General features: G+C 67.0%; 7 protein-coding genes. 2 read left to right on the forward strand and 5 right to left on the reverse strand.

From position 1 onward, the window contains the following. Nucleotides 1–244: 244 nt before the first annotated feature. Complete coding sequence (locus tag P8192_RS09640) at nucleotides 245–1,336, forward strand: ThiF family adenylyltransferase (RefSeq protein WP_270104890.1); 1,092 nt, start codon at nucleotides 245–247, stop codon at nucleotides 1,334–1,336. Here the strand turns inward: P8192_RS09640 and P8192_RS09645 are convergent. Next, nucleotides 1,303–3,456, reverse strand: a complete 2,154-nt coding sequence (locus P8192_RS09645) for an ATP-dependent DNA helicase UvrD2 (RefSeq protein WP_278159793.1) — start codon at nucleotides 3,454–3,456, stop codon at nucleotides 1,303–1,305. The genes P8192_RS09640 and P8192_RS09645 overlap by 34 nt on opposite strands. A 28-nt stretch (nucleotides 3,457–3,484) precedes the next feature. Continuing rightward, nucleotides 3,485–4,507: an NAD(+) diphosphatase gene (nudC, locus tag P8192_RS09650; protein ID WP_278156584.1), complete on the reverse strand. Its 1,023-nt coding sequence runs from the start codon at nucleotides 4,505–4,507 to the stop codon at nucleotides 3,485–3,487. A gap of 121 nt (nucleotides 4,508–4,628) precedes the next feature. Between nudC and P8192_RS09655 the strand changes: the two genes are divergently transcribed. Then, nucleotides 4,629–5,912, forward strand: coding sequence for a phosphotransferase (locus tag P8192_RS09655; RefSeq protein WP_278156585.1), 1,284 nt, complete (start codon nucleotides 4,629–4,631; stop codon nucleotides 5,910–5,912). A gap of 16 nt (nucleotides 5,913–5,928) precedes the next feature. On the opposite strand, the gene bioB is transcribed toward P8192_RS09655, so the two are convergent. From bioB to P8192_RS09670, 3 genes are read right to left on the reverse strand one after another with little or no spacing between them, the layout of a single operon-like run. After that, nucleotides 5,929–7,116, reverse strand: coding sequence for a biotin synthase BioB (gene bioB, locus P8192_RS09660; protein WP_278156587.1), 1,188 nt, complete (start codon nucleotides 7,114–7,116; stop codon nucleotides 5,929–5,931). Between the two features lie 39 nt (nucleotides 7,117–7,155). Beyond that, nucleotides 7,156–10,560, reverse strand: a complete 3,405-nt coding sequence (locus P8192_RS09665) for an ATP-dependent DNA helicase (RefSeq protein WP_278156589.1) — start codon at nucleotides 10,558–10,560, stop codon at nucleotides 7,156–7,158. Further along, nucleotides 10,557–13,835 (reverse strand): ATP-dependent helicase, encoded by a 3,279-nt coding sequence (locus tag P8192_RS09670; RefSeq protein ID WP_278156591.1) that lies wholly within the window; start codon nucleotides 13,833–13,835, stop codon nucleotides 10,557–10,559. The genes P8192_RS09665 and P8192_RS09670 overlap by 4 nt, the downstream gene beginning before the upstream one ends. Nucleotides 13,836–13,909 lie beyond the last annotated feature (74 nt).

The raw sequence follows: 13,909 nt of genomic DNA on the forward strand, positions 1-13,909 counted from the left end.
GCGCCGGGAAGATCGAATGACCCGGACCGGTTGGGACCCCACGGTCACCACTTCCGACGTTCTGATGGTTTTTCCTGCCATGGTTCCATTCTGCCGTTCCGCCGGCGGTCTGCCTGCCATTGCATTCTCAACCTGTGGATTCCAGGCCGTCGCCACCGCGTCTGTGGATAACCGACGTCGTGATGAGAGCTGCTCTGCCAGGGTTAAATGACTCACAGTCACCCTCGAACGGCAAGGAACCACGATGCGGATCAACCCCGGGCTGAGCCTGATCATCACCGACGCCGATCCGCGTGCCGGGCGCCCGCTGAGTGTGCGCATCGGCACCGGCGGGCGCCATGCACAGATCCTCGACCCCGGACCCGAGGTGCTGCGCTTTATCCGGATGCTGCGGGAGGGGGTGGTGGACGGTGCCGAAATTCGGGCAGGCCAGCGATGCGGGCTCAATGCCACCCTGGTGCACCAGTTGCTCGCCGAACTCGTAGACGTGTTGGTATCCACACCGACGTCGATACCGCAGATCGAGGAGACCCCCCTACCGCCCAGCTATGACGCCGACTTCCATGTGGGGTACGCGAGTCTGCAGGCCACCGAGTATCTGGCCCATCAGGGCGATGGGGACAGCATCCTGTTAGCACCCCGGGCCCCCTCCGCGGTGCTAGAGCAACGGCGCACCGCCTCCATCCAGGTGGTCGGGCTGGGGCGCACCGGGGCCGCACTGACCCATATTCTGGCCCACGCCGGGGTGGGCCAGTTGCTGCTGTGGGATTCCGAGCAGGTGAGTTACGGAGACACCGGGCCCACGCACCAGGCGGCCGATGTGGGCCGGTTGCGCTCGGTGGCGGTGGCCCGGCGGTTGCAGCCGGAGTTCCCGCATCAGACGATTTTTCCCAGTGCGCATCCGATTCGTCCGGCGCTGGCCGGCACCCTGACGGTGGTGATCGCTCACGGTGGGATCACACCCACGATTCTGGCGGAGGCACGGGCGGCGGAACATCCATTGCTACCGGTGGTGGTGCGCGATGACGACGTGCTGGTGGGCCCGTGGAGCTTACCGGGAGCCTCGCCGTGCCCGCTGTGTTTTGCCCCGTTGCGCGAGGCCGGAACCACCGCCCAGTCCGGTGAGTCGTTCGCGGTGTCGGCTGCGGCCGCCGGACTGGGAGCCCAGGCGGTACTGAACCGTATCGACGGATCGGGCTGGGGTGCACCCGGGGTGGCGCCGGGGGTGGTGGTGCGCTTAGATGCCGCCACGGCCGCGGTGCAGACCTTGGAGGTGGCCCCCGCTCCGCACTGCGCCTGTGCTCAGGTCATCAGCGCGAGTACGTCGTCGCCGTAACGCTCCACTTTGGTTTTCCCTACACCGGGGATGCGCAGTAGGTCGGTGGGCGAGCTCGGGTTCGACTCGGCGATGGCGATGAGTGTGGCGTCGGTGAAGACCACGAAGGCGGGCACCTTGTCGCGCGAGGCAATGGAGCTGCGCCAGTCCTTCAGGGCGGTCAATGTCTGCTCCTCGTACTGGGGCGGACAGTTCTCGCACCGGCCAATCTTCCGCTCCGCACCGGTGTCCAGCACGGTGCCGCAACCGCGACAGGTCATGGTCGCTTTGCGTGCCCGCTGGCGGCTACGCGTCGGGCGCTCCGCGGATCCGGCGACCGTGCGGGCTTGCGGGGTCAGCGACTGGAGGAACCGGGAGGGTCGGCGTCCGCCGCGGCGCTGCGGGGAACGTGCCTGCGGCCATGACAGGTAGAGCCGGTGCCGGGCACGGGTGATGCCCACATAGAGCAGTCGGCGCTCCTCGTCGATCTCAGCCTGTTCGGTCGCGAAGCTGATGGGCATCAGCCCCTCGGTGAGTCCGGCAAGAAAGACGGCGTCCCATTCCAGACCCTTGGCCGAGTGCAACGAAGCCAGTGTGACACCCTGCATGGTGGGGGCGTGTTGGTTGGCGGCGCGCTCGTCCAATTCAGCGACCAGTTCGGTGACGGTGAAGTCCTCGCCCCGGGTGCGGCTGAGCTGGGCGGCCAGCTCGACCAGGGCGTTGAGCGATTCCCATCGTTCGCGGGCGGCCCCGGTGGTCTGCGGCGCGTTCTCGGAAAACCCCAGAGAACCCAGCACGTCTTTGACCCGGCCCACCACCGCATCGCCGGAGACATCATCGGCCGAACGGGCCGCGGCGCGCAGCTGGAGGATGCCGTCGCGCACCTCCCGCCGGGAGAAGAACCGCTCCGCTCCACGCAGTTGGTAGCTCAGCCCGTGAGCGGTGAGGGCTTGTTCAAAGGCAGCGGACTGGGAGTTGGTGCGGAAGAGCACCGCGATCTCGGCCGGTTCTACCGTGGGTTTTCCGTCCTGTCCAGGGGCGATGAGCTGGGTGATGCGCTCCGCCACCCATTCGGCCTCGGCTTCCTCGTCAGCGCATTCGGCGAACTCGGGTTCCGGCCCGGCCTCGCGCTGCGAGATCAGCTCCAGCGGTTCCGGCCAGCGCGGCAAGGCCTCAGTCACGCGTGCCTTCCCGGAAATCTGCCGTTCCAGCTGGCGTTGCTGCTGGACCGTACGCTCGGAGAGCAACTTGTTCGCCAGTTCCACGATCTGGGGTGAGGAACGGTAGTCCCGCACCAATTTGATCATCTCGGCCTGTGGGTAGCGGGAGCGAAAATCGAGCAAAAACTCGGAGGTGGCCCCGGTGAAGGAGTAGATGGTCTGCGAGGCGTCCCCCACCACGCACAGGTCATCGCGTCCGCCGAGCCATGCCTCTAGCAGGCGTTGCTGCAGCGGGGAGACGTCCTGATATTCGTCGACGACGAAAGTGCGGTATTGGTCGCGGATGGTGGCGGCGATGCGCGGCTCTGAGTCCAGGATGCCCAGCAGGATCAGCAGCACGTCTTCGAAGTCGATCAGCCCGCGGTCGGTTTTCACGTCCTCGTAGGAGACGAAAAGCCGGGTCACTGAGGTGACGTCCCAGCCGGTGGGCATTTCTCGATCGGCAGCAGCTGCTTGATACGTATCGGGGGTGAGCATAGAGACCTTCGCCCATTCGATCTCCCCGGCCAAGTCGCGCACGGTGGCCCGATCGGTGGAGAGCCGCAGTCGCCGGGCCGCCTCGATGATGAGCTGGATTTTGTTCTCCACCAACTGGGGCACCGGTCCGCCGATGGCGTCGCCCCAGAAGTACTGCAGCTGGCGCAGCGCGGCAGCGTGAAAGGTGCGCGCCTGCACCCCGTGCACGCCCAAGTCGCGGAGCCGGGAACGCATTTCGGCCGCGGCGCGGGCGGTGAAAGTGACAGCCAGGGTGCGGTGCGGATCATAAACACCAGTCTTCACCCCGTAGGCAATGCGGTGGGTGATGGCCCGGGTTTTACCGGTGCCGGCGCCTGCCAGAATGCAGACAGGGCCCTTCAGTGCGGTCGCCGCTTGGCGCTGTTCGGCGTCGAGTCCCGCCAGAATGTCCTCAGTCACGGTGATGCTTCAGTGTCCTCTCGTGGTGGTGCGCTCAGTTCTGCAGGGTGCGCGGCTCGGGAAGAGAACCACCGTACCAGTGCTCCAACAGCGCCCGGGCGATCGAGCTGGCCCCGGGGATCATGACGTCGCCGCGCTCAACCTGCTCGCGCAGCTCATCGCGGGTAAACCATCGGACGGTGAGTACCTCTTCGCCGTCGGAGACGGCTTCTTCGGGGGCGTCGGTGCGGGCAGTGAAGCCCAGCATCAGCGACTGTGGGAACGGCCAGGGCTGGGATCCGAGGTAGCGCGGGGAATGCACGCGCAGGTGCGATTCCTCGTAGATTTCGCGCTTCACCGCTGCTTCCAGGGATTCGCCCGGTTCGACGAAACCAGCCAGGGTAGAGAACCGGGTGGGACCCCACTGGGCGTTGTTGCCAAGCAGGATCCGGTCGTCAGGATCGGTGATGGCGACAATGATTGCCGGGTCGGTGCGCGGGAAGTGCTCCGAGTTGTCCTGCGGGCAGACCCGGACCCATCCGGAGGTGGTGATCCGGGTGGCTGCTCCACAGCGGGGGCAGAAACCGTTGCGGGCGTGCCAGTTGGCCACCGCGACCGCTTCGACGAAGATGCCGGCGTCGCGTGAGGACAGGGCGGCGGCGACGTCGCGCACGCCCACCCAGGTGATTTTTTCGGCGTCGATGGGAGTGCCAGCCACCTCGGGGCGGTCCAGGATGGGGGCCGGGCCTGAAGAATCGGCGATGAGCAGCACCAGCTCCGCTGCACTGTTTCCACCGGTACTGCCGTTGCGGTGTTCCAGGGAGCGTCCCAAGTACACGCTGGTTTCGTGACGATCGGCCGGCGCCAGGTCATCGTCGGGCACCGGGCACAGCACCAACTGTCCGTTGTACACCGGGGCCAGTCCCCCGTGTAGCCAGAGCACCCGGGTCTCGGGGCGGGACCAGATGCTGGGCAGCCAGGACTCTTGGGCGCGCACCTCACAGCCACGGTCGACATCCTCACGGGCCAGGGGCAATCGTCCCAGGGGCGGAAAGCTCTCGGTGCGGTGCGTCGTCATGATTCCACCGTACTCCCTGCGCCTCCAGCGCACCTCAAGCGAGCATGCGGGCTGTGTACATTTTCGGACTCGCCGGGCCCGACCGGCTCGGCACCGTGTGGATGTCGCTACGGTTAAGCCTGTGAATCGATCGCCCATGGAACTCGCCGCATTGGCCAGCGCAGCCGTGCCCGGACTGTCTCCCGTTTCGGTGGCAGCCGCACCGGATAGCGCCCGGGACTTCGACTCTGCAGTCGTCACGGATCGTGAGGATCAGCGCTGGCGCATCCGCTCGCCGAAGCATGAGAAAGCCGCATTCCGGCTCGAGACCGAGCTGCAGGTGCTCTCCGGTTTCACCCCGGCGATCCGTGCGAAACTGCCGTTCCGCGCCCCCTCAGTGGCAGGTGCGGTGCAGCTGGATGGGTTGCGCACCTTCGTGTATCACAACATGCCCGGGTCGGAGATCGGTCTCGACGGGCTGGTGGCCGCTTCTGAGCCACTACCCCAGGACATCGGCCGCGTCACGGCCGCGATTCATCAACTCTCCGATGCAGTCGTGGAAGCAGCGAATCTTCCCGTCTACACCGCCGATGAGTTCCGCTCGCGCAGGTTGAATGAGCTCGACCAGGCGGCCCTCACGGGTGCGATCCCCAGTGTGCTGTTGCGCCGCTGGGAGGCCGCACTGGAGGAGACGTCGCTGTGGAGTTTCCAGCCGCGGGTGGTGCACGGTGACCTGCATGAGGACAATCTGTTGGTGGAACGTGGTCGTGTGGTGGGCGTGACCGGCTGGACGGACCTGCATTGGGGTGACCCCGCCACCGATTTCGCGTGGTTGGCCTCGGTGGAGGAGCCGGCTTTCGTGGAGAAGATCATCGAGTCCTACCGCTCGCACATGAAGGGCGGAACAGACGAGAATCTGATGCGCCGGGCCTCGCTGGCCGCGGAGTTCGCGTTGGCTCAGTGGATGGTGCAGGGTATCTCCACCCACGACGAGCAAATCCAGGGTGAAGCAGCAACCCTGCTCGAGGAGCTGGCCGAGGATGTGCGCGACCACGGTGGTCAGGACATTGGAGTCGCTTCCCACCCGGCTCCAACTCCCGTACCCGAACCAGAACCCACTCCGGACCCGGAGTCCAAAGCCCCCGAAACGGAGAAGGAGCCGGACGACGCTCCCAAGGTTGCCCTCGTCGAGGACGCTCCAGAAGTACCTGAAGAGCCTGAAGAACCTGCAGACGAGGACGTCACCGAGGAAGACGACGATGGCGCCGTCATCACGGACTCCGGTGCCCGACCCGCGGATGAACCAGAGCAGCCCGCCGAGCCCGACAATGCGGTGAATCTGGAGACCGCACCTATCCCGCTGGAGCAGCTGCGCGCGATGCACCAGCGTCGGGACAACGAGGAGCACGACTCCCGGGAATCCTGAGACCCTGTAACGGGACCTAGGCGTTCGGCGCCACAGCGGTTCCGGCACCTCGGCGTCTGATCATCGGGATCGTGACCCCTGCGCCAGCGTGCTCCGCGCCAACCGCGGGCACCTGTTTGCCACACGGCAGTGTGCTCACCGAGGTGTCTGGTGTTTTCGCGACACCGAGGGCTGCCTGGTGTGCTGCGCGGTAAGCCTTGAGCCGATCGCGCAGTTGCCGAGCATTGTCGGTGCCGACGATCTCGAATCCGCCGTCGACGATCATGTCGAGATCTTCTTCAGCGGCCTGCCCTTCCGAGGTGAGGTAGTCACCGAGAAACAGCGAGTTGGCGACATGCAACGACATCGGTTGCAGGGAGCGCAGGTGCATTTCGCGGCCACCAGCGATGCGGAGTTCCCGGTCCGGGCACAGAAATCGCACCGCGCACAGGATCCGAAGGCAGTGCTGCGGAGTCAGCGTGTAGGTGCCCTCCAGTGGGGTGCCGTCGAAAGGGATCAGGAAGTTGACCGGAATCGAGTCCGAGTCCACCTGCTGCAGGGATTCGATCGCCTCAATGATCTGTTCATTGGTTTCGCCCATGCCGACGATGAGACCCGAGCAGGGTGACATACCTGCTGCGCGTGCCTGGTCGACGGTGTCGACGCGGTCGGCGAACGTGTGTGTCGAGCAGATATCGGAGTAATGGGATTCAGCGGTGTTGAGGTTGTGGTTGTACGCATCCACCCCCGCTTCTTTCAGGCGATGCGCCTGGCCTTCTTTCAAGAAGCCGAGGCACGCGCAGACCTCCACCGACGGAGTGGCCGCCTTGATCTCCTCAACCATCCCCGACACCCGCTCGACGTCACGATTCGAGGGCCCGCGTCCGGAGGCAACGAGGCAGACGCGGGAGGCACCTCCCGCCAGACCGAATTCTGCCTGGCGCTTGGCCTCATCGCGCGGTAGCCACGGGTACTTGAGGATCTCTGCTTCCGACCCCAGCCGCTGCGAGCAATAGCTGCAGTCCTCCGGACACAGCCCTGATTTGAGATTCACGAGGTAGTTGATCTTGACCAGGTTGCCAAAGTGGGCACGGCGCAACCTGGCCGCGGCCGCGACCACGGCGGTCAGGTCTTCGTCCGGGGACGACAGGATCTCCAGGGCATCAGAAGCGGTTGCGGGGTTCCCGGCAAGCACCTGTCCTGCGAGGGAGTAGTAACGGTCCATTCCGTCATTATTGAACACTGTTCAGGAAATGAAAAGGCCCTACGCCAACGCCTCAGCGAGGATCCGTTCCAGTTCGGCCTCATCGGCCAGGTGGTGCGGGGTTCGTTCCACGCCGTGGGCGATGTAGACGAAGCGTCCGGTGATGTTCTCCAGCGGAATGTGGTGTAGCCGCGACCAGGCTAGCCGGTACACGGCGAGCTGGAGCCCCTTGAGCTGCAGGTCGTCTTCGGTGCGCGGTACTTGTCCGGTTTTCCAATCCACCAGTTCCCATTGCGCGTCCGGGTCAAACTCCTGGGAGGGGTCTCCCCCGGTGCGAAAGATCGCGTCCACGCGGCCGCGCAGGGTGATCCCGCCGACTGTGGTTTCTACGGCGGCCTCTACCAGCGCCGGTGGGGTGTCGGCCCAGCGGGTGGCTTTGAATTTTTCGCGCAGGTCGGTGACCCCGAGTGCTGCGTCAACGTCGTCGTCGACCGCCAGGTGGGGATCTTCAAAGTCCAGCATGCCGGTGACGCCGGGGCGGATGGTGGCGTAGTGCTCCTCGATCCATGAGTGGAACACGGTGCCGGCGCGGGCTGCGGGTTTGGGCTGGCGCGGCATGGGGCGGCGCAGCTGGCGGGCCACCGCGGTGGGATCGTCGGCGAGTTCCACGAAGGTGGAGGTGCTCACGTGCGAGGGCAGCACGATGGAGGTGTCTGCAGGTCGACCGCGCTGGGCGTGACGGCGGTCCAGCACCCAGCTGACCCGCTGGGCCAGGTCGGGTGTGCTGATCATGCTCAGGTCGGCCTCGGCATCCCGTACTCGTTGGGCGGCGGCTTCCAATCCGGCACGGCGGGGCCGCAGGCGCGAGGGCATGTCCGTGGCGCCGTCGGTGGAGAGGTTCGCGGATTCCTGCAGGTTCAGCACGGTGGGCCCGTCGAGCGGATCGTAGGGCCACTCGGCAGCGAGGGTGCGTTCGGCGGTGGGGTTCGATTCGCCGATCTCTTCTTCGGTGGCCCAGGTGCCCACGGTGACGGCGGGGTGGTCCTGCATTTCGGTCAAGAATACCGAGGGCTCCCCCTGGGTTTTGGCGGTGCCCTTCCAAGCGGCACCAGAGATCCAGAGCAGGTCCTTGGCTCGGGTGTAGGCCACGTACGCCAGTCGGCGTTCCTCGGTGGCGACGTGGGCGTCGACCGCCATGGTGAAGTCGGGTCCGTGTTCTTCAACCTGTTTCTCAGAGCGTCCGAGGGCAGCTTCGGCCCAGTCGTTGAGGGTGTCCCAGCCGTCCCGGCGCCACTGCGGGAGGCTGGCGGCGTCGCCGCGCAGATCCCAGGGCAGGGAGCCTTGGGTTTCTTTGGTCCAGAGGTCTTTCTTTTCGGACGGGAAGGTCTTCCGGGCGAGCCCGGGGACCACCACGACGTCCCATTCCAGTCCTTTAGAGGCGTGGGCAGTGAGCAGCTGGACCGCGTCCGCGGTGGGTTCGGCGGGGACGGCGTTGAGTCCGTCCTCTTCTTCTTCGGCGACGTCGAGCCAAGTAAGGAAGGCGAGCAGTTCGTCACCGGCGGTGGGGTCGGCGCTGGCTGCGAAGCTTTCGGCGGCTTCGATGAAGGCGTCGAGGTTGCGGCGAGCAGTGGGCATGGTGCTGCCGGGGTGCGAGAGAACCTCTTGGCCGAGCCCGGTGGAGCGCTCGACGTAGCGGATCAGCTCCGGCAGCGGCAGGTGCAGCTGGGTAGAGAGCCGGGTGATCTCGGTGCCCAGTTGGGTGAGGCGGCGGTGGCCTTCTGCGCTGAAATGGCGCCCAGACGGTGACGTCCAGTTCGCTGGCGGCAGGCTGAGAAGGGCTTCGATGAGGGAGGAGGAGTCGACATCCTCGGGGGCTTGTTCGCGCTGGGCGCCGGGGCGGTTTCGGGCGAGACCGCGGGCGTGTTCCTGAAGCACCCAGATGTCAGCCGGGCCGATACGCCAGCGCGCGTTGGTGATGACGCGTATGAGGGAGTCCGAGCGGGTGGGGTCGGCGAGCACGTTGAGCAGGGCGTTCAGTTCGATCACTTCGGGGGTGCGCAGCAGGCCGGAGAGCCCGATGATTTCGTAGGGCACGCCGGCGGCGTCGAGTGCTTCGGCAATCGGGGTGAACTGAGACCGGGCACGGCACAGCACCGCCCCAGTGCGTCCGGAGTCGGCGGGGAGTTGTTCGGCGAACATTTCGGCGATGCGGGCGGCTTCCGTGGCGGTGTCGGTGAACCAGTGGGCCACGATCTCGCCCGCGGGCGCCCCAAGGCGTGGTTTCAGCTCGGCGATCTGCTGGGTGGTGCCGGCGGAGCGCAGGGGGGCGGCGATGGCGTTGGCGCCGTCGAGGATGTGCTCGGCGTTGCGCCAGGCGGTGGTGAGTTGGGCGGTGGCGGCAGGGTGGCGGGCGCCGTCGTCGTCGAGGGTGGGGAACCGTTCGGGGAAGCTGAACAGCTGGCCGGCGGAGGCGCCGCGGAAACCGTAGATCGACTGGTTGGGGTCGCCCACCGCGGTGACCGGGTGGCCGATTCCTGTGCCGGAGGAGGAGCCGAAAAGCCCGGAGAAGAGTTCCATTTGGGCGTGGGAGGTGTCTTGGAATTCGTCGAGGAGCACCACCTTGTAGCGTTGGCGCTCCACGATGCCGACCTCGGGAATCTCGGAGGCGATGCGGGCGGCATGGGCCACGAGGTCGCCGTAGTCCATCACGGATTCGGCGCGTTTGAGGTCGCTGTAGGCGGTGACCATGTCGGCCAGCACGGTACGCATCTGGATCATCTCGACGATGCCCCGGGTTTTGGCGTTGCCGCGGCCTCGTTTCAGTGGCAGCGCGTCGGCTTCGGCTTGCAGCCCGGCCAAGTATTCCTTCACCCGTTCGGGGGCGACGAGGTGTTCGGCGCAGTCACCGGCAAGTTGGCGCAGCCGTTTGACCAGGGTGGCGGCGCGGGCGCTGGTAAAGCTGAGGTCGCCGTGGAATTCACGGACCACGCGGGAGGCGAGCTGGAAGGACTGGGCCTCCCCGATCAGCCGGGCATCGGGTTCGACCCCGATGCGTAGCCCGTGGTCGGCGACCAGGGCGTTGGCGTAGGAGTGGTAGGTGGACACGCTGGCTCGGCCGATATCGGCGGGGTCCAAGGGGACGTCAAGTTGTTCGTCGGCGGCGAGTCGGGCGATGGCGGCATTGATGCGCTGAGCCAGTTCGCCAGCAGCTTTGCGGGTGAAAGTGACGCCGAGGATCTCTTCGGGACGGACGAATCCGTTAGCCACCAGCCACACCACCCGGTCGGTCATGGTGTGGGTTTTGCCGGAGCCGGCCCCGGCCACCACGAGTAGTGGTTCCGGGCCGGATTCGATGATGCGCTGCTGCTCGTCGGTGGGATAGTGCCGCTCGTCGGCGGGGCGTTGGGCTTGGAGGGCGTCCACCAGGTCGCGGGCGGAGTAGCGGACCGTGCCCCAGGTGCTCATCGGTTCCATACGGTGATCTGCTTCCCTTCATCGCACAGCGGGCAAAGGGCGCCGAGTCGGCACTCTTTGCCGGGCCGGTGGACGGCCAGGTAGGTGGGCCCGGCGACCAATCCAGCGGCCTGGACGAGTTGGTTTTCGGCCCAGGTGTCGTCGTCGGTGACGGCGGCCTGTTCCTGGATTTTCAGGTTTTTGGTGGTGCTGCCCAGCTGCACGAGAGCTGCTCCGGCGGGCCGGCGGCGGTGCGGGAGGTCCATGTCGACGTCGTCGTCGAGCCCGGTCAGGGCTTGCGAGCGCAGCATGGTCTGGTAGACGCCGAGCTGCGGCAGCTGTTCCAGTTCCTTCGCGGTGGGGGGATTGGTGCCGGTCTTGAGGTCCACCACGTAAGAGCGTCCGTCGGCGGTGGCTTCGAGGCGGTCGATCGAGCCGCGGAGGACGAGGTGGACGTCGCCGATCCTCTCGTCAACGGTGACTCGTTGCTCGGTGGCGACGAGGGTGCGCCCTTGCTGGCGCATGTCGCGCACGTAGTCGGCAAAGAAGCCGAGCATGCTCTCGCAGCGGACTCGCAGCTGGTCGGCCTCCCACCCGGGGTCGAGCCCGAGGGAGGCGAAGCGGGCGTCGAGGGCGTTGATCAGTTCGTCCAGGGTTCCTGCGGGGTGGTCTTCGGCGATGGAGTGGATCAGGGTGCCCAGGGACATGGCCAGGGTGGAGCCGCCACGCCCGCCGACCTGTTGGATGAACCACTGCAGTGGTGAGTTCAGTGCCGTTTCGACGGTGGAGGGTGAGAGGTGGATGGCGTCGTCATCCTCGACGGCGCCGGGCCCTTGGACGGGTTGTTCGGTGCTCAGCGGTGCCAGCCCCCACCAGGAGTCGGGGTCGGCGCCGGACACGGATTGTTGGGCCAGCACAGTCGCTGCGATGGCGGCGTCATTGAGCTCCGAGTCACCACCGGTTTCAAGGGTGCGGCGCAGGCTGGCAACCAAGGCGGCTTCGGTGAGCGGGTCGGCCACCTTGGTGAGTTCCCGAGCGGCGGTGTGGTCGTTCCAGGGGCTGACCACGTCGAGGAAGGGGCTGGGCTGGGCGTCTTCGGTGTTCACCGCGATGCCGATGAGCCGGTGCCGGGCCCGGCTGAGGGCTGCGCAGAAGGTGCGCATCTCGTCGGCGCGGACCTCGGCCAGCTGGTCGGTGTAGGTGGTCTGCCCAGAGCGCCCGGTGACCATATCGACCAGATGCTGGGTGTGGAGCAGTTGGCCGCGCAGCCGGGTATTGGGCCAGACGCCGTCTTGGACACCAGCGAGGATCACCACGTCCCATTCTTGCCCCGCGGCCGAGGAGGGGGTGAGCACGGTGACGGATTCAGCGTGGACGGCACGGGTGCTCAGCGAGTCCATGGGGAGTTGCTGTTGTTCGAGGTACTCCACAAACCCGTGGGCGCTGCGGCCGGGGAACTGGTCCACGTAGCGTTCGGCGGCTTCGAAGAGGGCGACGACGGCGTCGAGGTCACGGTCGGCACGGCGGGAGGCGACGGCGTCGGCGCTCAGGGCGTCGGCTTCCCAGCGGGCGGCGACGTCGGTGCGCACGGCGTCCCAGGCGGCCCAGAGCACGGTTTCGGCGGTGGATTCCGGCTGACCGGCAGCGCGTGCGGCGGCGGTCAGCATGCGGGCGATGCGGTGGGCACCGCGGGCGTAGTCGGGTACTGACCACTCGGGGTTGAGCGCGAGTAGGTCGTGGAAGCTTTCGGGGTCGGTGAGCAGCTGGGACAGCAGGGCCGAGGAGTTGCGGTGGTCTTCGCGATCGCGGGCGACGGCGAGCAGCCGCTGCCGCAGCCGGCGCAGGTGCAGGGCGGAGGAGCCTCCGTAGCGGCCCGTGATCAGCCAGCCGGCATGGGGTTGGATCTCCTCGGCCGGCTCGGCGTTGGGTTCGGTGAGTTCGACGAGGCGCAGCAACGGGGTGACGGCAGGTTCGCGGTTGAGCACGGTGTCGGCCATGGTGCGCCGCACGGGCACGCCTTCGGATTCCAGGAAGCGGCCGATCTCGGCGACGGCGGAGCCGGTGCGGGCGAGCACCGCGATCCGGGACAGCGGCACCTGCTCCCGGTGGTGCACATCCAGCACCTGTTGCAGGATCAGCAGGCGCTGTTGCAGTTCAGTGGCCACCCAGTGCACATCGGTCTCGGAGCATCGTTCAGCAGTGTGGATCGGCACGGCGAGGCCACGGTAGTCGGGCAGCCCCGGCACCGCCGGCAGCCGACGCGCCGCCCGCGCCCACGCTTCGTGTACGTCCGGGCGCATCCGGTAACCGGTGCGCAGCCGATGAATTCTCTCACCGCGCTGTTCTGCTGATAGGTCCCCGCTGATCAGCGCCTGCGGGTACTCCCCCACCAACTGGGGGCGGGCACCACGGAAGCCTTCCACCGTGACGTCGGGATCGGCGGTGAGCACGGCGTCACGGTCGGTGGCCAGCCGAAGGATCAGCTGATGGATCGCCGGGGTGACGTTCTGCAGGTCGTCGACGACGATGACTCCCAGGCGCGCCCGTTCCTGCTCGGCGAATTCAGGATGCTCGTCCCAGAGCCGGCACGCGGAGGTGATCAGTCCGGCCGGGTCAAAAGCGTCGGCACGGCCCAGGTCCAGCACGTCACGGTAGTCCTGCAGCAGTCGGGCCGCGGCCACCCATTCTTCGCGGTGCTGTTCTACCCCGAGGTCGCGCAGCCGCCCCGGGTCCACCCCGTATTCGCTGGTGCGGTCGATCAGCTCGCGCACCTCCCGGCGGAACCCGTCGAGACCCACGGCAGCACGCAGCGAATCCGGCCACTCGGGGCTGAAGTCCGGTTCGGCCCGGTACCCCTCGATCAGCTCGGCGATCACCCGGTCTTGCTCGGCACCCGAGAGCAACCGCGGCGACTGATTCAGGTGCGGCAGAAACCCGTCGGCCCGCATCCGGCGCAGCAGATCAAACGCATACGAAGCATAGCTACGCACCGGGGAACCGGCCCGCGTCCCCAGCCCTTCGTGGGTGAGCCGGGCGGTGAGCCGATCCCGCAGCCGGTCCGCACCCTGGCGGGACCCGGTGAGCATCAGCACCTCGTCCCCGCGGCGAATCCGTTCCACGGCGTACTCTAGTGCCACCGTGGTGCGCCCGGTGCCCGGGGCCCCCAGCACCAGGGTGGGGCCATGGCCGGGCGCCAGCTCAACCACACCGCGCTGCTCGGCGTCCAGCTCGGGGCGCGGCGCGCTCGACTCCGTCGTCGTCGTGAGGCTCAAGGGAACGTCGGTCATGCCCCCATTCAACCATCGACCACGGACGAGATAAGCACCCACTGTGGAGAACATTCCCGTGGTCGGGCTTCAGG

It is taken from the genome of Citricoccus muralis, assembly GCF_029637705.1.
Taxonomy (GTDB): domain Bacteria; phylum Actinomycetota; class Actinomycetes; order Actinomycetales; family Micrococcaceae; genus CmP2.